This window comes from Lacimonas salitolerans (genome assembly GCF_042677865.1).
Classification (GTDB): domain Bacteria; phylum Pseudomonadota; class Alphaproteobacteria; order Rhodobacterales; family Rhodobacteraceae; genus Lutimaribacter; species Lutimaribacter salitolerans.
This window is the reverse complement of record NZ_JBHUDD010000059.1, coordinates 285,569-307,397: the sequence shown is the minus strand read 5'-3', so window position 1 is coordinate 307,397 and position 21,829 is coordinate 285,569. Positions and strand designations below refer to the sequence as shown.

Genomic DNA, 21,829 nt, shown 5'->3' with positions numbered 1-21,829 from the left:
CACCCAACATTACAGAATCCAACTCAGGCTCAGACGCAAGCGCGCTCAAACACACCGATCGGCCCAAAAGCGATTCCCCTGGCGCTGGACGATGTGCTGGTCGGCACAGACACATCCGATGTCATCAATCTTCTCGACGGCGACGACAGCGTCTATGCCGGCAATGGCTCGGACGACGTGTTCGGCGGCGCGGGCGACGACACGCTGCACGGCGGTTGCGGACGCGACATGCTCGATGGTGGGGCCGATGACGACATGCTCTATGGCGGCAATGGCGAGGACACGCTGTTCGGCGGCGATGGCAACGATTTTCTCGACGGCGGCAACAACGACGACACGCTCTATGGCGGGGCCGGTGACGACACCATGATGGGCGGCAAGGGCGACGACCTGCTGGTGGCGACAAGCGGCACGAACTATCTTGATGGCGGCACCGGCAACGACACGATGATCGGCGGGTCCGGCGTCGATATCTTTGCCCTGCACGGCCAGAGCGATCAGAACATGGTGTTCCAGTTCACCGATGGTATCGACATGATCGATGTGTCGGGTTTTCGCGTCACCGACATCTCAGAGCTAACGATCGACGACTCGTCCCTCGGCGCGCGCGTGACCCTGTCCAACGGCGCACGGCTGACCCTTGATGGCATCACCGCCGCCGAGCTGGACGCCAGCGATTTCATCTTTGCCCCCCCGCCACCGCCGGTCGAGGCCAGCGAAAGCGCCGACCGCTTCGACGGCACCGCCGGTGATGACGTGTTCGATGGTCTGGGCGGCGCCGATGACCTGCGCGGCGGCAACGGCAATGACCTTTTGTCAGGCGGCTCGGGCAAGGACACGATCAAGGGCGAGGCCGGCGATGACACGCTGGACGGTGGGTCGGGCGACGATCAGCTGTTCGGCGGCAATGGCCGCGACCTGATGTTCGGCGGCGCGGGCAACGACAAGATGGAAGGCGGCGACGGCAATGATACGCTGAACGGCGGGGCCGACAACGACAGGATCTATGGCGATGGTGGCCGTGACATCCTGATTGGGGACAACGGCAATGACCAGCTTTGGGGCGGCGCGGATGACGACATGCTCTACGGCGGCGCAGGCAAGGACAAGCTGTACGGTGGCACCGGCAACGACACTTTGTCGGGCGGGTTCGGCGAGGATATCCTGACCGGCGGGACGGGCGCGGACGTGTTCGTGTTCGAGGATCGCATGAACGCCGACATCATCACAGATTTCGAGGATGGCATCGACCTGCTGGATTTCTCTGCCTTCGGCTTTACCGATATCAGTGATCTGACCCTGACCCAGATCGGCACCGACGTCGAGGTGCGCGTCAGCACGCGTGATGTCGTCCTGCTGCAAAACACCGATTTGGCAGATATCGATGAGTCCGATTTCATCTTCTGATGCAGTCATCGCAGGGTCAGCATCGCTGCTGCCCTGCCACAAAACAAAAAAGGCGGGGCATTGCCCCGCCTTTTTCTGTTTCGTGACCTCATGGGCTCAATGCACTACGGCATCGTCCGGCTTGGGGCGGTTGGTGTTGCCCACCCGGTCGCCGATGATCAGCCCCTCGGCCCCGGCCGATACCGGCACCACGGCGTCGTCACCCACTTCACCGGCCAGGATCGCCTCGGCCAGCGGATCCTGCAGCGCCTTCTGGATCACGCGCTTCAGCGGCCGCGCGCCATAGACAGGGTCATACCCCTCATCCGCCAGCCAGGTGCGTGCCGTCTGGTCCAGATCCAGCCGGATCTTGCGCGACGCCAGCCGTTTTTGCAGCCGCGCCATCTGGATATCCACGATCCCGTCCATCTGGCCCCGGTTCAGCCGGTCGAACACAACGATCTCGTCCAGACGGTTCAGGAACTCGGGCCGGAAATGCGCCCGCACCGCCTCCATCACGCCGCGCTTGGCATCGGCCACGTCCGCCCCGTCCGGCAGTTGCGACAGCGCCTGCGAGCCAAGGTTCGAGGTCAGCACGATCAGCGTCTGCTTGAAATCGACCGTGCGGCCCTGACCATCGGTCAGCACGCCATCGTCCAGCACCTGCAACAGAACGTTGAACACCTCGGGGTGGGCCTTTTCGACCTCGTCGAACAGGATCACCTGATACGGGCGACGGCGCACCGCCTCGGTCAGGACCCCGCCCTCGTCATAGCCGACATACCCCGGAGGCGCCCCGATCAGCCGCGACACGCTGTGCTTCTCCATGAACTCGCTCATGTCGATACGCACCATCGCCTGATCGTCGTCGAACAGGTAATTGGCCACGGCCTTGGTCAGTTCGGTCTTGCCCACACCGGTCGGCCCGAGAAACAGGAACGAGCCCAGCGGCCGGTTCTCGTCGTTCAGACCGGCCCGCGCCCGGCGCACCGCGTTGGCCACGGCCTTGACGGCGGTGTCCTGCCCGATCACGCGGCGGTGCAGCTCGTCCTCCATGCGCAGCAGCTTGTCGCGCTCGCCTTCCAGCATCTTGCTGGTCGGGATACCCGTCCACCGCTCGACCACCTGCGCGATCTGCTCGGGGCGCACGGCCTCTTCGACCATGACATCGTCATCCTGATTTTCCGCCTGGCTCAGCTGCTTTTCAAGCTGCGGGATGATGCCATAGGACAGCTCGCCCGCCTTGGCCAGATTGCCCTCGCGCTTGGCGATGTCCAGTTCGGCCCGCGCCCGGTCAAGCTGCTCCTTCAACTCACGGGCCGAGGCCAGCTTGTCGCGTTCGGCCTGCCACTTGGCGGTCATCTCGGCTGAGCGGTCCTGCAGATCGGCCAGTTCGCGCTCCAGCTTGTCCAGCCGGTCCTTCGAGGCGGTGTCATCCTCGTTGCGCAGCGCCTCGGCCTCGATCTGCATCTGCAGGATCTGCCGGTCCAGCGCGTCCAGTTCCTCGGGCTTGCTGTCGACCTCCATGCGCAGGCGGCTGGCCGCCTCGTCCACCAGGTCGATCGCCTTGTCAGGCAGGAAACGGTCGGTGATGTAGCGATGGCTCAGCGTCGCCGCCGAGACCAGCGCGCTGTCACTGATCCGCACACCGTGGTGCAGCTCGTACTTCTCCTTGATGCCGCGCAGGATGCTGATCGTGTCCTCGACCGTGGGTTCCTCGACCATGATGGGCTGGAACCTGCGGGCCAGGGCCGCGTCCTTTTCGACATACTTGCGGTATTCGGTCAGCGTGGTGGCACCGACGCAGTGCAGTTCACCACGCGCCAGCGCGGGCTTGATCAGGTTGGCCGCATCCATCGCGCCATCGGCCTTGCCGGCACCCACCAGCGTGTGCATCTCGTCGATGAACAGGATGATCTCGCCCGCCGCGGCCTCGATCTCTTTCAGGATCGCTTTCAGACGTTCCTCGAACTCGCCGCGATACTTGGCCCCGGCGATCAGCGCGCCCATGTCCAGCGCCATCAGGCGCTTGTTGCGCAGGGATTCCGGCACGTCGCCATCAATGATGCGCAGCGCCAGACCCTCGGCGATCGCGGTCTTGCCCACGCCCGGTTCCCCGATCAGCACCGGGTTGTTCTTGGTCCGGCGGCTGAGAACCTGCATGGCGCGGCGGATTTCCTCGTCGCGGCCGATGATCGGGTCGATCTTGCCCTCGCGCGCCCGCGCGGTCAGGTCCAGCGCGTATTTCTCCAGCGCGTCATAGCCCTCTTCGGCGCTGGCGCTGTCGGCCGTGCGGCCCTTGCGGATGTCGTTGATCGCCTCGTTCAGGGACTGCGGCGTCACCGCCCCGGCATCCAGCGCCTCCTTGGCATCGGATTTCACCAATGCCAGCGCCATCAGCAACCGTTCGACGGGAACAAAGCTGTCACCCGCCTTGGTCGCGATCTTCTGCGCCTCGTCCAGAACGCGCGCCATCGTGTTGTCCAGATACACCTGCGCGGCATCTCCGGTCACCTTGGGCAGCTTGCCCATGGCCAGCGACAGGGCCTCGGTCACGCGCTCGGGCGCGCCGCCGGCACGTTTGATCAGGTTGCTGGCCAATCCTTCGGGATCATCCATCAAGGCTTTCAGCAGGTGCAACGGCACCAGACGCTGATGATTTTCGCGCATCGCGATGGTCTGCGCTGCCTGGATGAAGCCGCGCGACCGTTCCGTGAACTTGCTCAAGTCCATGGTCTTTCTCCTTTTGCAAAGCGCCCTGTGTCAGAAGCGCCCGCCAAGCGGCACGCCCCCTTTCCGGGCCTCGTCACTTATGTGTGATCCGAAGTGGCGCGGTTCAAGAGCACACGCGCACGTGACCGCACGGTTCGGGAATCGCCGCCTTGCGACCTCAATCGCACCACATTCCGGGGTTAACCATTTCTTTACCACCCAAGGAGGCACCCATGCACATCAACGCGGTCGAATATTCCGAGCTGAGTTTTGAAAACGGCCTGTGCGAGGCTGTGGTGACCCTGCTGACACAGACCGGGGCCACCCATTGCGTCTGTCGCGTAACCGTGGGCGTCGTGCAAACGGTGTCCGTCATCCACACCAGCCTGCTGACCGAGGCGCTGCGCCAGATCGCGCGCATGCCCGAGTATCGCCGGGGCACGGCGCAGATCACGTTGGCGCATCACCTGGCCGAAGCCGACCTGCCGATGGCCGCCTGACGCCTAGTCGCGGCCCTTGACCTTCAGCAGCTTGGGCGGGCGCATTTCCTCGGCCGCCTTGAACAGGCTGAAGGTCTGGTTGACGTAATTCGCCACCCCCGACAGCTTGTCCATGTAGGATTCCAGTTCCGGCGTCAGATCGGCCTCGACCATCTGCACGGGCCGTTCCGGGCCCGACCCTTCGAACTGGCAGTAGAACAGCGGCTCGCCCCGGCCCAGCACCAGATCCTTTTTGGTGTCATGCCATTCGAACGCCCACATCAGCGGGCGGGGCCAGATGTTGATCGGAAAGCGCCCGCCAAAGATCGTGCCGGGCAGAGGATCCGGCCGGTAATGGGCGAACGGGCCCAACTGGGTCATGTACAGCGTTTCATCCGCGATAAAGCAATAGGGCAGCATGACCTGCACCGTCGGCCGGTCGGGATAGCGCCATTCCTCCTCGTTCACCAGCGTGATCACGTTGTTCAGCTTGTTGCGACGCAGCGAGGCCGACGGGCCGGAGCGGTTGATCAGAACCGCGCGCCCGTCGGGGTTGCGGCCAAAACCGATATTCAGGTCAAAGGGGCATTTGACCACGAAATAGCGGCTTTCCATCTGGATCACCGCCGGGCAGCGCGAGGCCGACTTGGCATGGCCCGTGTTGGTCTGGCGCGAGGTCAGACGCTCGGGCGGCGCAAACACCACCCCGCCCTTGTCGGAGGTCAGAAACCAGCCGACCTGAATGGGGCCCGATCTGGCCTCGGCTTCCGGCTGGTCAAGTGCGATATTGATTTGCATGAAATGTCCCTCGTTCTGGTTTGCGTGATGATCGCAACAGCCATCGCCCCGGTCAACTGCGCCCTTGTCGCAATCGGCACAACCTCCTAACACGGGCCTGCAAATGCAGGAGACACGACATGACCAGATCCGATGACCGCCTGATCGTGGCGCTTGATGTGCCCAACGCGCTGGCCGGGCTGGAACTGGCGGAGCGTCTGGGCGACACCGTGTCCTTCTACAAGATCGGTCTGGGGATGCTCACCGGCGGCGGTCTCGCGCTGGCCAACGAGCTGAAGCAGGAACACGGCAAGCGCATCTTTCTGGACATGAAGCTGTTCGACATTGGTGCCACGGTGGAAAACGCCGTGCGCGGGCTGGCGCAATTCGATCTGGATTTCCTGACCGTGCACGGCGATCCGCATGTGGTGCGCGCCGCCAAGGAAGGGGCCGCAGGCAAGGATCTGAAAATCCTCGCCGTCACCATCCTGACCTCGCTTGACCGCGCCGATCTGGATGCCGGGCTGATGAAGGCGGGCGATGTGGCCGATCTGGTGGTCGAACGCGCCGCAATGGCGTTCGAGGCCGGGGCCGACGGCGTCATCGCCAGCCCGCAAGAGGCCGCGATGATCCGCGCCCTCCCGCAGGCCGCGGGCCGGTTGATCGTTACCCCCGGCGTGCGCCCTGCCGGTGCCGATCTTGGCGATCAGAAACGGGTCACCACACCGGCACAGGCCGTGGCCGCCGGGGCCGATCACGTGGTCGTGGGCCGCCCCATCTGGCAGGCCGCCGACGTGCGCGCGGCGGCACAGGCCATCGTGGACGAGCTGGCCAGCCCGCAGGCCCTGTCACCCAACGTCTGAGCGCGTCACCATCAGATACAGCCGCAGGCGTTCCTTGAAATACGGTATGCCCAGCGGATGCGCCAGATAGTCCTGCGCCGCAATCAGGCCCCATTCCTGCCCCTCATCCCCGAACCGCACGCGATCTGCCCACTCCCCCGGCAGATGCGCGGCAAAGAACCAGCCCACAGCCCCGTCGGGCCGCAGAAACGCGCGGCGCCACACCAGCGCCTCCGGCGGCACGGCCAGCCCCAGCTCCTCGTGCGTTTCGCGCAGCGCGCAATCGGCAGGGCTTTCAGCCCCTTCGCGCCCGCCGCCGGGAAAATCCCAATAGCCCGGCCAGACCAGCCCGTCCCTGTCATCGCGCCGGATCACCGCCAGTCGCCCGCCCAGAAACAGCGCCAGCTTGGCACCTGTAAAATCGCTGTCGTGCTCCATGCCGCCAGCCTATATACTGGCCCCGACCCCAACCAGCAGAAACACCATGCCCGCCCTGTGCCGCGACTGCCTGACCACATTCGATGACGGGGCCCGCTGCCCCGCCTGCGGTCGTCCGCGCATCACCCGCCACCCCGAACTGTTCGACCTGAGCATCGCCCATATGGATTGCGATGCCTTCTACGCCAGCGTCGAGAAACGCGACAATCCCGATCTGGCCGACAAGCCGGTGATCATCGGCGGCGGGCGGCGCGGCGTGGTGTCCACCGCCTGCTATGTCGCGCGGATTCGCGGCGTGCGCTCGGCCATGCCGATGTTTCAGGCGCTCAAGCTGTGCCCCGACGCGGTGGTGATCCGCCCGCGCATGCAAGTCTATGCCGACATCAGCCGCCAGATCCGCGCCATGATGGAGGAGATGACCCCGGCCATCGAACCCCTGTCGCTGGACGAGGCGTTCATGGATCTGACCGGCACCGCGCGCCTGCATGGCCACCCCCCCGCCGTGATGCTGGCCCGGCTGGTCAGACGCATGCGCGACGAGCTGGGCATCACCGGCTCGATCGGGCTGTCGCACAACAAGTTCCTCGCCAAGGTCGCATCCGACCTGGACAAGCCGCGCGGCTTTTCGGTGATCGGCCGGGCCGAGACGATGGATTTCCTGCGCGACCGCCCCGTGCGCCTGATCTGGGGCGTGGGTCAGGCGGCGCAGGCGCAGCTTGAACACGCGGGCATCCGCACCTTCCGCGATCTGCTGCGGTGGGAGCAACGCGACCTGATCGCGCGCTTCGGGTCGATGGGCAACCGTCTGTGGCATCTGGCCCGCGGGCAGGACACCCGGCGCGTGTCGCGCGACTCGCCGGTGAAATCCATCTCGAACGAGACCACGTTTTCCACCGACACAGCCGACCCCGACCTGCTGGATGGTCATATCTGGCGGCTGGCCGAAAAGGTGGCAGACCGCGCCAAGGCCACCGGCAAGGCCGGGCGCGTCGTGACCCTGAAACTCAAGCGCGCCGATCACAAGCTGCTGACCCGCCGGCAAAGCCTGCGCGATGCCACGCAGATGGCCGATGTGATCTACCGCACCGCGCGCGCGCTGTTCGACCAGACCGCGCACGCCAGCCCCTACCGCCTGCTGGGCGTGGGCCTGTCGGATCTGTGCGGCGCCGAGGCGGCGGACCTGTCGGGCGACCTGCTGGACCCGCAGGCGCGCGCACGTGCCCGCGCCGAACGCGCCACCGATGACATCCGCAGGAAATTCGGCGAGGATGCGATCCTGAAAGGCCGCGCCCTGCGATAGGCCGGGTTACTCTGCCGCCAGCGGTACATCCTTGGCCCGGCCCAGATCGGCCACCTCGGCGACCACCTGCGCCAGAATGCGCTGCAGCTCGGTGAAATTGCCGTTGGGGCGGATCATCTGCTCGTTCATGTACAGCGCGCGGTCGATCTCGATCTGCACCACATGCTGACGGCGCGTCGGGCGGCCATAATGCTGCGTGGTGAACGCCCCGGCAAAGGGTGCGTTGCGCACCACGTTCAGCCCGGCCGAGGCAAAGGCCGCCTCGATCCGGTCCACCACCTCTGCGCTGGCCGAGGCCCCAAAGCGGTCGCCCAGCACCACCTCGGGGCGGGGCACACCGGCGCGGGTGATGCCATCCATCGCCTCATGCGGCATCGAATGACAGTCGATCAGGATTGCCTCGCCGTACATCGCAAGTGATTCGTCCAGCAGCCGGCGCAGGGCCCCATGGTAGGGCCGCCAATAGGTTTCGATGCGCCGCTGCGCCTCGTCCCGGCTGATCTTGCCGCTATAGATCGCGCGCCCCCCGGCCACCACACGCGGCACCACCCCAAGCCCCGAGGCGATGCGCGGGTTGTGCGCAGGCGCGCGCACGTTCTCGATCAGGGCCGGGTCCAGTTCTTCTGCACTGCGGTTCATGTCGACAAAAGCCCGCGGCGCACCGGCCAGCAGCAGGGGTGCTCCGTGCTTCGGTGCGCTGGCAAACAGCTTGTCCACAAAGGCATCTTCGGAAGACCGGATGCTGTGTTCGTCCAGAACGGTGCGGCGCAGGAACGTCCACGGATACTCGCGCCCGCTGTGCGGCGAAGCAAAGATCGCGCTGGTCGTGCGCTTGTGCGGATGGATCAGGTGATAGGCGACCTTGGGCATGGGCGTTCCTTTGTTCCTGCCCAACATAGACCGATTGTGACGGATGCCAAAAGCCCTTGATCCCCCTGACGACTCCTTTTATAGACCAGCGAACCGGCGCGGATTTCCGCGCCCCTATTTGTTAGGGGCAAGGAATGTGACGGGACTTCGGGCGGTTAGCTCAGTGGTAGAGCACTACGTTGACATCGTAGGGGTCACAAGTTCGAACCTTGTACCGCCCACCATGATTTCACTGCCCCTTTTCGGGGCGACCTGCAAATGGCGCACGCCCGCGCCGCGACGAAAGGAGATGACCCATGAAGGTCAAGAACTCGCTCCGCTCGCTCAAGCAGCGTCATCGCGACTGCCGTGTCGTGCGCCGCAAGGGCCGCGTCTACGTCATCAACAAGACGCAGCCCCGGTTCAAAGCCCGCCAGGGCTGAACCATCGCGCTTGAGTAGTGCTTCAAGGCCGTCGTCCCACCCGGACGGCGGTCTTTGCTTTTGTGCGGGCCTGGCTTTTGTGCCAGCCTGCATTGCGGGCTGTCATGGCGTTGTAACACAGGCCGGGCATGGCCATGTGAGGACTCCATGCAAAAGGCCGCAGATGACATGCCCCAAATCCCCGCGCACCACACGCTATGACGAACTGGATCAGGCGCTGCACGCCGCCACGGGCAAGCTGACCGGCGGCCTGTCACCCCATGCTACCCTGGCGGCATGGGCCGACTGGATCGGGCATCTTTCCGCCGCACCGGGCCGCCAGATGCAGTTGTGGGAAAAGGCGGTGCAGGATGCCACCACGCTGGCCACCGACGCAATGCGCCCCGATCCCGATGCCACGCCCTTTCCGCCCGACCGTACCGACCACCGCTTTGCCCATCCGGCCTGGGCGCATCCGCCGTTCCGCGCATGGGCGCAGGCGCATCTGGCGACGCAGGACTGGTGGCAGACCGCAGCCAGCGACCTGCCCGGCGTGCACCCGCGCAACGCCGAGCGTGTGCGCTTCATGCTGCACCAGATGCTCGACAGCACATCGCCCAGCAACAGCCCCGTCCTGAACCCCGAGATCATCAGCGCCGTCACCGGCACCAAAGGGGCGGCGCTGGCACAGGGCGCGCAGAACTGGCTGGAGGACATGACCCACAAGCTGGAAGGGAGCACCCCCGACAGCCCGTTGCATGTGGGCCGCGACATCGCCTGCACACCCGGTCAGGTGGTGTTTCGCAACCACCTGTTCGAACTGATCCAGTACAGCCCGCAAACCGATGACGTGCACCCCGAGCCGGTGCTGATCGTGCCCGCATGGATCATGAAATACTACATCCTCGACCTGTCGCCGCAGAACTCGCTGATCAACTGGCTGGTGGGTCAGGGGCACACGGTGTTCTGCATAAGCTGGATCAACCCGACGCCAGACATGGCCGATCTGGGGCTTGATGACTATCGCCGCGACGGGGTGATGGCCGCCCTTGATACGGTGGCGCGGATCGTGCCCGACACACCGATCCACGGCTGCGGCTATTGCCTGGGTGGCACGATCCTGTCCATCGCTGCCGCGACAATGGCGCGCGATGGTGACACACGGCTGGCCTCGCTGACCCTGCTCGCCGCCCAGACCGATTTCAGCGAGGCAGGCGAGCTGCTGCTGTTCATGGATGAAAGCCAGCTTGCGTTTCTCGAGGCGATGATGGCCCAGGCCGGCGTGCTGGAGGGCAAGCAGATGGCAGGCGCGTTTCAGGCCCTGCGCGCCGAGGATCTGGTCTGGACCCGCGCGGTGCGCCGCTACCTGATGGGCGAGGTCGATCAGACCGCCGACATCGCCGTCTGGAACGCCGACACCACCCGCATGCCCGCGCGGATGCATTCGCAATACCTGCGCAGCCTGTTTCTGGAAAACCGCCTGAGCGCCGGGCGCTTTGCCGTGGATGGCAAGGTGATCGCCCTGCGCGACATCCGAATCCCCGTCTTTGCCGTCGGCACCGAAACCGATCACATCGCGCCCTGGCAGTCGGTCTACAAGATCGGGCTGTTCACCGATACCGAGGTCACGTTCTGCCTGACCAGCGGCGGGCACAACGGCGGCATTGTCAGCGAACCGGGCCACAGGCACCGCCATTTCCGCATCGGCCAGCGCCAGCCCGGTGATCTCTATGCCGATCCCGACAGCTGGCTGGCGGATCATGCGGCACAGGACGGGTCATGGTGGCCGCAATGGGGCGGCTGGCTGGCCCGCCACAGCGCCGCGCGGGTCACACCGCCGCCGATGGGCGCACCGGCGCTGGGTGCAGCGCCGGGCGACTATGTGATGATCCGCTAGTCGCTGCCCATCCCCAGCAAGGCCGCCACCGTCCCCTGCGAGATAAAACCCGTCACCGGCAGGCCCTCTTCCTCCTGAAACGCCCGGACCGCGCGCCGGGTGGCCTGATCAAAGATGCCCTCGGCCGATCCCGGGTCATACCCAAGCTGCGCCAGCCGCCGTTCGATCAGCAGCCGGGTCACCGGATTGCCCGCAACCTGCTGTTCCTCGGCCCGGTCCTGGCGGGCCTGAGCGTTCTCTTCCTCTGCCGGAGGGTCCGGCGCTGTCAGCGCGGCAATCCGCTCCTGCGCCTGCGCGGCAAAAATCCCGTTCGGATAGCGATCCAGATACCCCCGATAGGCCGATGCCGTGTCTTCGTCGCGGGTGGCCTCCCAATCCGCGCGCTCCTGCCCTTGCGCCTGACGCTCGAACTCGGCCAGCCGGTCGCGTGCCCTGGTCGCAAAGATGCCCTGCGGGTAGCGATCCAGATAGGCGCGCAGCCCGTCCTCATCGCCCCGTGCGCCGGTCTGGTCCCAGAACGCACGGTCACTCGCCTCGGCCTCGCGCGCGGCGGCCTCTTCGGCCCGCGCCGCGTCTTCCTCGGCCCGGGCGGCACGGCGGTTCAGAACCTGCATCACCTCACGGTTCAGATAGCCGGTCTCTTCGACTCCGATATCGCGTTGAAACCCTGAAATCGCCCCGCGCGTGCCGGGGCCAAACAGCCCATCCACCCCGCGCGTGTTGAACCCCAGCAATGTCAGCTTGCGCTGCACATCGACCCGCCCGCTGCGGTCCAGCCCCAGCGCGGCCTCGCCAGCCTCGGCCTCGCGGCGTGGCGCATCACGCAGATCGGCCAGACGCTGCGCCGCCTGCGACGCGAATATCCCGTCCGGAAACCGGCGCTGATAGCTCTCATAGCCTTCGACCGTGCCGACATCCTGCACCGCCCGCCAATAGGCGCGATCCTCAAGAGCTTGGGTGTTCACTGCGGGTTCTGTCGTCCCGACGGTCCGGTCTGCCGGGGTAAAGGCCACACTCCCGCCGCGCAGCCCGGAGACGGTCACCCCATCCGGGCGCTGTCGCGTCACATCGGCATAGCTGACACCGGGCTGCAGCAGCCCGTCCTGCAGCACCTGTCCCAGATAATCCGCAGGCCCCTGCACCAACGTCACGCCCTGCGGCAGGTCCACATCCGCCACACCGGCTGTCAGGCCGCGCCCGACCTCGATTTCCCTCTCGGACGGCACCAGCATCACCACCGCCTGCCCGGGCCGATCGGCCATGACCTGCGTCAGCGCCTCCAGCGACAGACCCTGACCGCCGACCGACAGGGCATCAGGCTCGAACGCGTCCCGGCCCAGCAGCCATGTATCATGGACCGAGGACACCATATGCCCCGAGAGCACGACGATCAGCCGCCCCGCATCGGGATCTGACGCTACGTCCTGAAACTCCTGCGCCTGCCGGACCATTGCCCGCGCGGGCAGGTTCGTCCCCTGTCGCACCTCGAATCCAGCGGCACGCAAGATACCGCCGAAATCCCGCACCGTCAGCGCATTACCCGCATCCGGCAGCGTATCGTAGTCGCGGTTCGTCAGAATCAGCGCATGGTCTGCCGCCCGGGCGGCCGACAGTCCGACGGTTGCAACCATCAGAATCGAAACGAAAAATACGCGCATATCAACCTCCCAGTCAAACGACGTCAGAGGCAGTCTATCCGTATTCGCGGGTGTCCTCGATAACCTTGCCGTCGTTGGGCAGGCTGCCCGGCGCCACGATTTCGACGGTCCCCTTCATCTTCAGCACCTCGGCCACGCTGGCACCATAGGCATCCGCATCACCGCCCTGCGCCTCGATCCGCACGGTCATCACGTCCATCTCGCCCTCGCGCCCGGCGATCACCCGCGCGCGCGTGATCTCGGCATGTTTGGCGACCAGGGCGGCCACCTGTTCGGGACGCACGAACATGCCCTTGATCTTGGTGGTCTGATCGGCGCGGCCCATCCAGCCCTTGATCCGCATGTTGGTGCGGCCACAGGGGCTGGTGCCCGCCATCACGGCCGACAGATCGCCGGTGGCAAAGCGGATCAGCGGATAATCCGGGTTCAGCGAGGTCACGATCACCTCGCCCACCTGCCCCGGCTCCACCGGATTGCCGGTGCCGGGGGTGACGATCTCGACGATCACGCCCTCGTCCACGATCATCCCCTCCATCGCGTCGGACTCATAGGCGATGTTGCCCAGATCGGCGGTGGCATAGGATTGCAGGCAGAATATCCCGCGATCGGCGTATTCCTGCCGCAGCGACGGAAACAGCGCACCGCCCCCGACGGCGGCCTTGGTGATGGCCAGTTTCACGCCCATCTCGTCGGCCTTGTCCAGAATCACCTTCAGGTAATCGGGCGTCCCGGCATAGGCCGTCGTGCCCACGTCGCGTGCGGCGGTCACCTGCAACTCGGTCTGGCCGGTGCCCGCGGGCAGCACCGCCGCCCCCACCGCCCGCGCACCGGATTCAAAGATCATGCCCGCCGGTGTCAGGTGATAGCCAAAGCAATTCTGCACGATGTCGCCGCGCCCGATGCCGCAGGCATTCAGAAACCGGCCCATCCGCCACCAGTCATGCTCGGTCCCGCCGGGCTCGTAGATCGGGCCGGGTGATTGAAAGATATGGGCAAATCCGCTGGCCGGTCGTGTCGTCAATCCACCAAGAGGGTTGCCCGGTCCCTGCACGGCGCCAAGATCGGATTTGCGCAGCACCGGCAGACCCGCCAGCGCGGCCATATCCGTGATCTCGGACGCGGCAATCCCGTCCAGCCGCCCGCCATAACCGGGCAGGCCCGCTGCGCGCGCCACCTGTTCGGGCAGCGCCCTGGCCAAAGCCGCCGCACGCTGATCCGCGCTGCGGGTTTCCAGATCGTCGAAATATCCGCTCATCTGCCTGTCCTCTTGGCCATGTCGTGTGGATCCGGGGTCAGCCTCAGGCTAGCCAGCGTTTGCGGCGGCGATAGCTGCGCACGTTGCGGAACGATTTGCGGCCCTCGTCGGACATGCCCAGGTAGAACTCTTTCACATCCGGGTTCTCGCGCAGATCGTCGGCCGGGCCGTCCATCACCACGCGGCCGCTTTCCAGGATATAACCGTAATGCGCAAACCGCAGCGCCACGTTGGTGTTCTGCTCGGCCAGCAGGAAGGTGTAGCCCTGGTTTTCGTTCAGCGATTTGACGATGCCGAAAATCTGCTCCACCAGCTGCGGGGCAAGGCCCATGCTGGGTTCGTCCAGCAGGATCGTCTCGGGCTTGCTCATCAGCGCCCGCCCGATGGCAACCATCTGTTGCTCTCCGCCCGAGGTATAGCCCGCCTGGCTGCGGCGCCGCTCTTTCAGGCGCGGGAAATAGTCGTAGACCATGTTCAGATCGGCGTCGATATCGCCCTTGCCGGCCCCGCGCGTATAGGCGCCGGTCAGCAGGTTTTCCTCGACCGTCAGGTGCTCGAAGCAGTGACGCCCCTCCATCACCTGGATCACGCCCTTTTTCACCAGATCGTTCGGCGTCAGGTTCTGGATCGTCTCGCCACGATACAGGATGCTGCCCTTGGTCACCTCGCCGCGTTCCGAATGCAGCAGGTTGGAAATCGCTTTCAGGGTGGTGGTCTTGCCCGCCCCGTTGCCCCCCAGCAGCGCGGTGATCCCGCCCTTGGGCACGCGCAGCGACACACCCTTAAGCACAAGGATGACGCTGTTGTAGATCACCTCGATATTGTTGATCTCCAGAACGGTCTCGGCCTTGGTTCCGCTTGGTGTCTGTGTGGCGTCCAGCATGTTGCGCGCTCCGTCAGGTTGGATGCGGGCCGCCACGATCGGCGGCCCGCATGTTGGCTCAGTTGCAGCCCGGCTCGATACCGCTTTCGGCGGCATAGGCCATCGAGTCTTCCTCGATCAGCGGCCCAAGCACGTCCTGATCCGCCTGCATGTAGTCGGTGATCATGGTCCACTCACCCGCAGCCGCATCCCACTGACCGACAGCCGCAAAACCGTTGCCACCGTGGTTCTGACAGCTCACCTTGAACTCGGGGCCAAAGCCCGGCAGCCCAAGCTCGGTCATCTTCGCCTCGGTCATTTCAAGGGCTTCCATGCCATCACGCATCATCACCGGTGTGATCTTCGACACACCATGGATTTCCTGCGCGGTCTTGGCGGCTTCGGCGGCCAGCATGGCGGCATAAAGACCACGGTTGTACAGCACCGAGCCCACCTGATCGCCCGCACCGGCGGCCAATCCCTTGTCGATGACATGTTCCTTCAGATCATCGAACAGCGGGTAATCCGACCCGAAGTTGTGGAAGGCAAGCGCCTTGTAGCCATCGGCCCCGTCGCCGGCAGGCTTCACATCGTTTTCCGACCCGGACCACCAGATGCCCAGGAAATTCTCCATCGGATAGCGGATGTTCACGGCTTCCTGGATGGCGACCTGGTTCATCACGCCCCAGCCCCACATGATCACGTGATCGGGACGGTCGCGGCGGATTTGCAGCCACTGGCTTTTCTGCTCCTGCCCGGGATGATCCACCGGCAGCAGGCTCAGCTCGTAGCCATGCTTTTCCGCCAGCTCTTCCAGCGTGCGGATCGGCTCCTTGCCATAGGCCGAGTTGTGATAGACCAGCGCGATCTTCTTGCCGCTCAGATCCCCGTCATTGACGTCCAGCAGGTGCTTGATGGCAATCGACGCGCCGTCCCAATAGTTGGCCGGATAGTTGAAGATCCAGCGGAACACTTCGCCGTTCTTGGCCGAGGTGCGGCCATAGCCCATCGAATGCATGGGGATCTGATCCGCGGTCATCTTGGGGATCAGCTGATAGGTGATGCCGGTCGACAGCGGCTGATAGACCAGCGCTCCGCTACTCTTGGTGCCCTCGTAACACTCCACACCCTTTTCGGTGTTATAGCCGGTTTCACACTCGATCAGCCGGACAGGCTCGCCGCCGATGCCACCGTCGCGTTCGTTCAGCAGGGTGAAATAATCCTCATACCCGTCGGCAAACGGAATCCCGTTCGCGGCATAAGGTCCGGTGCGATAGCTCAGCGCCGTAAAGGTCAGCTCGGCCATCGCAGGCGCGCCAGCCATCACGGCTGCCAGCGCGGTCGCGATCAGTTTCAGTCTCATCGGTTATTCCTCCCTTGGTTTTTTCCGATGTCTCGGTTTTCCCCGTCTCGCACAGCGGCACGGGTATCTCGTAGGGTGGGTGCCAACCCACCTGCCCCGCCCTAGTGCGGGAAGGGCCACAGCCGCAGTTTCTCTTTGGCGATCCGCCACAGCTGCGCCAGACCGTGCGGCTCGGCGATCAGGAAGATGACGATCAGCGCCCCGACGACCATGAATTCGATATGCGCGGCCAGATCGGTGGGCCAGCCCAGACCGCCCACCAGCGTGTTCTTCAGCAACACGGGCAGCAGCACCAGAAACGCCGCCCCCGCGAACGAGCCAAAGATCGACCCAAGCCCGCCGATGATCACCATGAACAGCACCAGGAAGGATTTCTGGATGCCGAACACCTCGCCCACTTCAACCGCGCCCAGATAGATCGCAAAGAACAGCGCCCCCGAGATGCCCACGAAGAACGAACTGACCGCAAAGGCAGACAGCTTGGCCTTCAACGGGTCCACCCCGATGATCTCGGCCGCGATGTCCATGTCCCGGATCGCCATCCATTTGCGCCCCTGCGCCCCGCGCGTCAGGTTGCGCGCGATGATCGCGCAGGCCACGGTGAACACGAGGCAAAAGAAATACGCCGCCCAGGCATCCGTGTTGGCCCCTGTCACCGGCGCGCCCACGACCGTCCGCTCGGGCGCGGTGATCTGCCCGGTGGCCGAATAGTTGTAGAACCACGGCACGCGGTTGAACAACCAGACCAGGAAGAACTGCGCCGCCAGCGTCGCCACGGCCAAGTAGAACCCCTTGATCCGCAGCGATGGCAACCCGAACAGCACGCCCACGATCGCCGTGATGCCGCCCGCAAGGATCACGTGAATGATGATGCTGATATCGGGAAAGGCCGTCATCAGCTTGTAGCAGGCAAAGGCCCCCACCGCCATGAACCCGCCGGTGCCCAGGCTGACCTGCCCGCAATACCCCACAAGGATGTTCAGCCCGATCGCCGCGATGGAATAGATCAGGAACGGCATGAAGATCGCGTTCACCCAATAGTCGTTGACCACAAAGGGCACGACGGCAAAGGCGAATATCAGCACGACGTAATAGCGATACCTGTCGAACTTGATCGGAAAGGTCTGGCTGTCTTCCACATAGGACGATTTGAAATCGCCGGCCTCACGATAGAACATCAGACACTTCCCCCGTTGAACTCTTCTTCCAGATGGCTGCGGTCGGCGCGGTTGGCCGGCCTGGCATAGCCGGTGTGCTCTGTCACACGGATCAGGCGGAACCAGGCCCACAGGCCCAGACCCGCGCCCAGCGCGGCAAGGATCGCGGCAACCGTGATCTGCCGGTTATCGGCAGGCTCGGCTGTCAGCGCCAGGTACCCAAAGGCCCAAAATCCCGACCAGGCGACGACATTGACGATGGCGATCAGCTTGGCCATGGCTACACCCTCTCGATGATCTTTTCGCCAAACAGGCCCTGCGGCCGGAAGACGAGAAAGATCAGCGCCAGAACATAGGCAAACCAGTTTTCGGTCGCCCCCCCGATGATCGGGCCGATGGCGAATTCGAACAGCTTTTCACCCACCCCGATGATCAGCCCGCCCACGATGGCCCCGGGGATCGAGGTAAAGCCGCCCAGCATCAGCACCGGCAGCGCCTTGAGCGCGATCAGCGACAGCGAGAACTGCACACCCGATTTCGTGCCCCACATGATGCCGGCGGCCAGCGCAACGAATCCGGCCAGCGACCAGACCAGCACCCAGATGAAGTTCAGGCTGATCCCCACCGACAATGCCGCCTGATGGTCATCGGCCACCGCCCGCATGGCGCGACCCTGCTTGGTGTACTGGCTGAACATGACAAGCAGGATGACAAGGATGACCGCCACGATGGTCGCCGCGATGTCCAGGTTGTCGATGAAAAAGCCGTATCCGAACCAGCCGAACGTGACCTCGTCAATCGCATCGTTGATCCCCTGCGGCAGGCCGACATCCAGCTTCTTGATCTCCGCGCCCCACATCAGGTCGCCAAAGCCTTCCATGAAATAGGCCAGACCGATGGTGGCCATGAAGAGGATGATCGGCTCCTGGTTCACAAGATGATTGAAGATCAGCTTGTTGACCGCCCAGGCCAGGAACACCATGACAAGCATCGTCAGAAGGATCGCCGCCAGCGACGGCACGGTCCAGCCAAAGTGATGCACATCCGCCCCGGTAACGGCCTTGATCAGATGCGCGAACGGCACCCGGCCTTCCATGATCCCAACCAGCGTCAGGGCGGCGAAAAGGGCCATGACGCCCTGGGCAAAGTTGAAGATGCCGCTGGCCTTGTAGATCAGGACGAACCCAAGGGCCACAAGCGCATACAGCACCCCGGCCATCAGCCCGTTCAGAAACACCTCCATCGCGTATACCAGTTGATCAGGCATGGCTCAGGCTCCTTTGCTGCGGGGCAGTCGGCGTATGCATGGGATGTGCATGGATTGTGCATGGATTGTGCGCGGTGTTTTCAGTCATGGGCGACCCCCAGATAGGCGTCGATCACGGCCTGGTTCTTGCGCACCTCGTCGGGCGTGCCGTCGCCGATCTTCTTGCCGTAATCCATCACGACAACCCGGTCCGACAGGTCCATGACCACGCCCATATCATGCTCGATCAGGGCGATGGTCGTGCCGAATTCATCATTCACATCCAGGATAAAGCGGCTCATGTCCTCTTTTTCCTCGACGTTCATGCCCGCCATCGGCTCGTCCAGCAGCAGCAACGACGGCTCGGCCGCCAACGCCCGCGCCAGCTCGACCCGCTTTTTCAACCCGTATGGCAGACGTGACACTGGCGTCTTGCGGATGGTCTGAATCTCCAGAAAGTCGATAATCTTTTCAACGACTTCCCGGTTCTCCGTCTCTTCCTTCTCGGCCTTGCCCTTCCAGATCGCCTGCGCCAGCAGCCCGGTTTTCATGTAGTTCAGCCGCCCGGTCATCACGTTGTCCAGCACGCTCATCCCCTCGAAAAGGGCGATGTTCTGGAACGTCCGGGCAATACCCAGTTGCGCCACCTGGAACGGTTTCATCGGTGGGCGTTTCTCGCCCTTGTACCAGACCTCGCCCTCCTGCGGGACGTAGAAGCCCGAGATGACGTTCAGCATCGACGACTTGCCCGCCCCGTTCGGCCCGATGATGGCGCGGATCTCGCCCTCGCGGATGTCGAAGGTGATGTCGGTGATCGCCTTGACCCCGCCAAAACGCAGGGAAATATTCTTCATTTCCATCAACACGCCACCGATCTTGCGGCCATCGGCGGTGATGTAACCTTCGTCGCTTGCGTCAAGCATGGCGTGTTCCCTTCATCCTTGATCCCCCCGCAAAACGGGACGGCGGGCGGGGCGATGTGCCCTGCAAGGGCACGAGCGGCGCACGACCGGCCCTCATTCCGCCGCCACCTTCTGAGGCACCACCGGCATCACCTTGGCGTCGCGGATTTCCAGCGTCGCGGTGATCTTGCCCTTGCGACCATCCTCATAGGTGACTTCGGTTTCGGTATATTGCTCGGCCTTGCCGCCATAGAGCGCCTGAATAAGATCATCGAACTTCTCTTCCACGATGCGGCGGCGCACCTTGCGGGTGCGGGTCATCTCGCCATCATCGGCGTCCAGCTCCTTGTGCAGGATCAGGAAGCGGTGCACCTGACAGCCCGACAGCATCTCGTCCTGCGCCAGACTGGCGTTCACCTCTTCGACATGGGCCTGAATAGTCGCATAAACCTGTGGGTGCCCTGCCAGTTCCTGATAACTGGAATAGGAAATATTGTTGCGTTCCGCCCAGTTGCCCACCGCCGACAGGTCGATGTTGATGAATGCCATGCAGCGGTCGCGGCCGTTGCCGAACACCACCGCCTCAAGGATGTTGGGATAGAACTTCAGCTTGTTCTCGACGTATTTCGGCGCGAACAGGCTGCCGTCTGCCATCTTGCCCACATCCTTGGCCCGGTCGATGATGCGCAGATGCCCGGTGTCGGGTTCGATGAACCCCGCGTCGCCCGTGGCCACCCACCCTTCGGCATCCTTGGTCGAGGCGGTGCTTTCCTCGTTCTTGTAGTAATATTCGAACACGCCGGGGCTGCGGTAATAGACCTCGCCATTCTCGGCGATCTTCAGCTCGACCCCCGGTGCGGGCACGCCCACCGTGTCGCTGCGCACCTCGCCGTCGGGCTGCACGGTGATGAACACCGACGCCTCGGTCTGGCCGTAAAGCTGCTTCAGGTTGATCCCCAGACTGCGGTAGAAATCAAAGATCTCCGGCCCGATCGCCTCGCCGGCGGTATAGCCCACGCGCACCTTGGAAAAGCCCAGCGTGTTTTTCAGCGGCCCATAGATGAACAGATCGCCCAGCCAATATTTGAACTGGTCCCACGCGCCCACGGGCTTGCCATCCAGAATGTCCGGCCCGACCTTCCGGGCATGCGCCATGAAGGTGTCGAACAGCCACTTTTTCATCCGCGTGGCGTCTTCCATGCGGATCATGACGCTGGTCAGTTGCGTTTCGAACACGCGGGGCGGCGCGAAATAATAGGTCGGCCCGATCTCGCGCAGGTCCGACGCCACGGTGTCAGGGCTTTCGGGGCAGTTGACGCAAAAGCCCGTCCAATAGGCCTGCCCGATGGAAAAGATGAAATCGCCGACCCATGCCATTGGCAGATAGGCGAGGATTTCTTCGCCCGGGCCCAGGTGGTCGAATTCGGCACTGCTTTTGGCGGTTTCGATGATGTTGCGGTTTGACAGAACAACACCCTTGGGCTTGCCCGTTGTGCCCGAGGTATACAGCATCACGCAGGTGCTGTTGTAATCCAGCCCGGCGGCGCGCCGTTCCAGCTCGGGCGTGAACTCGTCGCGGGCGGCGTGTCCCTGCTCCTGCACATGGCTGAATTCATGCAGATGCGTGTGGTCGTACTTTCGCAGGCCCCGGGGATCGAGATAGATCATGTGCTCGAACTGGTGCAGGCGCTCCTGCACCTCGATCACCTTGTCGACCTGCTCCTGATCTTCGACGATGGCAAAGCGCGCGCCGCAGTGCTCCAGCACATAGGCCATCTCTTCGGCGGCTGAATCCTGATAGAGCGGCACCGGAATGGCACCAACCCATTGCGCGGCGACCATCGACCAGTACAGATGCGGGCGGTTGTTGCCGATGATGGCGATGAAATCGCCTTCGTTCACGCCCATGTTCATCAGGCCAAGAGCAAGCCTGCGGACCTCGGCCTCGGTCTCCTTCCAGGTCCAGCATTGCCAGATCCCGAATTCCTTTTCGCGATACGCCGGCTTGTCGCCGAATTGCGCAGCGTTACGAAGCAGCAGCGCCGGAACGGACGCAAGCCCGCCGCCGGTCGCCATAGACGACTGTGCCAAATCTGTTCCTCCCTATGCCCGGAGCGATCCGGACAGATGACCGCCTGTCCCGGCGATTCCTCCGGGTTTAGTGGTGCAGCTAAAACCCTTGCCGTCAACTTTTACGTGATCATTTCGCAAACCTTACGAATTGTAACAGGTGTTCGACAGGCTTTGCCGATCGCGCGCGCGGTGCTATCGCCATTGGGCAAGG

Annotated in this window: 19 protein-coding genes and 1 tRNA gene; 7 read left to right on the top strand and 13 right to left on the bottom strand. The window is 64.0% G+C overall.

Annotation, left to right across the window (positions count from 1 at the left end):
* On the top strand, positions 1-1,407 hold a 1,407-nt coding region (locus tag ACFTOW_RS13220; protein ID WP_379916462.1), incomplete at its 5' end, for a calcium-binding protein.
* A 96-nt stretch (positions 1,408-1,503) separates the two neighbouring features.
* Here the strand turns inward: ACFTOW_RS13220 and clpB are convergent.
* The gene (clpB, locus tag ACFTOW_RS13215; RefSeq protein WP_379916460.1) at positions 1,504-4,119 is read right to left on the bottom strand and encodes an ATP-dependent chaperone ClpB; all 2,616 of its coding nucleotides are present in this window, start codon (positions 4,117-4,119) and stop codon (positions 1,504-1,506) included.
* 212 nt (positions 4,120-4,331) lie between these two features.
* On the opposite strand from clpB, the gene ACFTOW_RS13210 reads away from it, so the two are divergent.
* Entirely contained in the window at positions 4,332-4,598 is a 267-nt protein-coding gene (locus tag ACFTOW_RS13210; RefSeq protein WP_379916458.1) for a hypothetical protein, read from the top strand.
* Positions 4,599-4,601: 3 nt separating this feature from the next.
* Here the strand turns inward: ACFTOW_RS13210 and ACFTOW_RS13205 are convergent, their stop codons facing one another.
* The gene (locus tag ACFTOW_RS13205; RefSeq protein ID WP_379916456.1) at positions 4,602-5,375 is read right to left on the bottom strand and encodes a hypothetical protein; all 774 of its coding nucleotides are present in this window, start codon (positions 5,373-5,375) and stop codon (positions 4,602-4,604) included.
* A 119-nt stretch (positions 5,376-5,494) separates the two neighbouring features.
* On the opposite strand from ACFTOW_RS13205, the gene pyrF reads away from it, so the two are divergent.
* A complete protein-coding gene (gene pyrF / locus ACFTOW_RS13200) occupies positions 5,495-6,217 on the top strand; it encodes an orotidine-5'-phosphate decarboxylase (RefSeq protein WP_379916454.1) in 723 nt (240 codons plus the stop codon).
* Here the strand turns inward: pyrF and ACFTOW_RS13195 are convergent.
* Positions 6,203-6,634, bottom strand: a complete 432-nt coding sequence (locus tag ACFTOW_RS13195; protein WP_379916452.1) for an NUDIX hydrolase — start codon at positions 6,632-6,634, stop codon at positions 6,203-6,205. The two genes, pyrF and ACFTOW_RS13195, sit on opposite strands and share 15 nt — an antisense overlap.
* Before the next feature lie 46 nt (positions 6,635-6,680).
* Between ACFTOW_RS13195 and ACFTOW_RS13190 the strand changes: the two genes are divergently transcribed.
* Positions 6,681-7,934, top strand: coding sequence for a DNA polymerase IV (locus ACFTOW_RS13190; RefSeq protein WP_379916449.1), 1,254 nt, complete (start codon positions 6,681-6,683; stop codon positions 7,932-7,934).
* A gap of 6 nt (positions 7,935-7,940) precedes the next feature.
* On the opposite strand, the gene ACFTOW_RS13185 is transcribed toward ACFTOW_RS13190, so the two are convergent.
* Complete coding sequence (locus ACFTOW_RS13185) at positions 7,941-8,804, bottom strand: N-formylglutamate amidohydrolase (protein ID WP_379916447.1); 864 nt, start codon at positions 8,802-8,804, stop codon at positions 7,941-7,943.
* A gap of 149 nt (positions 8,805-8,953) precedes the next feature.
* On the opposite strand from ACFTOW_RS13185, the gene ACFTOW_RS13180 reads away from it, so the two are divergent.
* From ACFTOW_RS13180 to ACFTOW_RS13170, 3 genes are all read left to right on the top strand, one after another.
* A tRNA-Val gene (locus ACFTOW_RS13180) sits at positions 8,954-9,028 on the top strand.
* Positions 9,029-9,100: 72 nt separating this feature from the next.
* Entirely contained in the window at positions 9,101-9,226 is a 126-nt protein-coding gene (gene ykgO, locus ACFTOW_RS13175) for a type B 50S ribosomal protein L36 (protein WP_024810264.1), read from the top strand.
* A 163-nt stretch (positions 9,227-9,389) separates the two neighbouring features.
* Positions 9,390-11,102 carry a PHA/PHB synthase family protein gene (locus tag ACFTOW_RS13170; protein ID WP_379916444.1) on the top strand — a complete coding sequence of 571 codons (1,713 nt, stop codon included), beginning with the start codon at positions 9,390-9,392 and terminating at the stop codon, positions 11,100-11,102.
* On the opposite strand, the gene ACFTOW_RS13165 is transcribed toward ACFTOW_RS13170, so the two are convergent.
* The 9 genes from ACFTOW_RS13165 to ACFTOW_RS13125 form a co-directional block, all read right to left on the bottom strand.
* Positions 11,099-12,760, bottom strand: a complete 1,662-nt coding sequence (locus ACFTOW_RS13165) for a peptidoglycan-binding protein (RefSeq protein ID WP_379916442.1) — start codon at positions 12,758-12,760, stop codon at positions 11,099-11,101. The genes ACFTOW_RS13170 and ACFTOW_RS13165 overlap by 4 nt on opposite strands.
* A 34-nt stretch (positions 12,761-12,794) precedes the next feature.
* A complete protein-coding gene (locus tag ACFTOW_RS13160) occupies positions 12,795-14,015 on the bottom strand; it encodes a phenylacetate--CoA ligase family protein (protein ID WP_379916440.1) in 1,221 nt (406 codons plus the stop codon).
* 43 nt (positions 14,016-14,058) lie between these two features.
* Complete coding sequence (locus ACFTOW_RS13155) at positions 14,059-14,898, bottom strand: ABC transporter ATP-binding protein (protein ID WP_379916438.1); 840 nt, start codon at positions 14,896-14,898, stop codon at positions 14,059-14,061.
* A 58-nt stretch (positions 14,899-14,956) separates the two neighbouring features.
* Positions 14,957-16,240 carry an ABC transporter substrate-binding protein gene (locus ACFTOW_RS13150; RefSeq protein WP_379916436.1) on the bottom strand — a complete coding sequence of 428 codons (1,284 nt, stop codon included), beginning with the start codon at positions 16,238-16,240 and terminating at the stop codon, positions 14,957-14,959.
* A 101-nt stretch (positions 16,241-16,341) separates the two neighbouring features.
* Entirely contained in the window at positions 16,342-17,418 is a 1,077-nt protein-coding gene (locus ACFTOW_RS13145) for a branched-chain amino acid ABC transporter permease (protein ID WP_379916434.1), read from the bottom strand.
* A complete protein-coding gene (locus ACFTOW_RS13140) occupies positions 17,418-17,675 on the bottom strand; it encodes a hypothetical protein (protein WP_379916432.1) in 258 nt (85 codons plus the stop codon). The genes ACFTOW_RS13145 and ACFTOW_RS13140 overlap by 1 nt, the downstream gene beginning before the upstream one ends.
* Before the next feature lie 2 nt (positions 17,676-17,677).
* Positions 17,678-18,664 carry a branched-chain amino acid ABC transporter permease gene (locus tag ACFTOW_RS13135; protein WP_379916430.1) on the bottom strand — a complete coding sequence of 329 codons (987 nt, stop codon included), beginning with the start codon at positions 18,662-18,664 and terminating at the stop codon, positions 17,678-17,680.
* Positions 18,665-18,744: 80 nt separating this feature from the next.
* Positions 18,745-19,566 carry an ABC transporter ATP-binding protein gene (locus tag ACFTOW_RS13130; protein ID WP_379916428.1) on the bottom strand — a complete coding sequence of 274 codons (822 nt, stop codon included), beginning with the start codon at positions 19,564-19,566 and terminating at the stop codon, positions 18,745-18,747.
* Positions 19,567-19,659: 93 nt separating this feature from the next.
* Complete coding sequence (locus tag ACFTOW_RS13125; protein ID WP_379916476.1) at positions 19,660-21,621, bottom strand: AMP-binding protein; 1,962 nt, start codon at positions 21,619-21,621, stop codon at positions 19,660-19,662.
* Between the last annotated feature and the right edge of the window lie 208 nt (positions 21,622-21,829).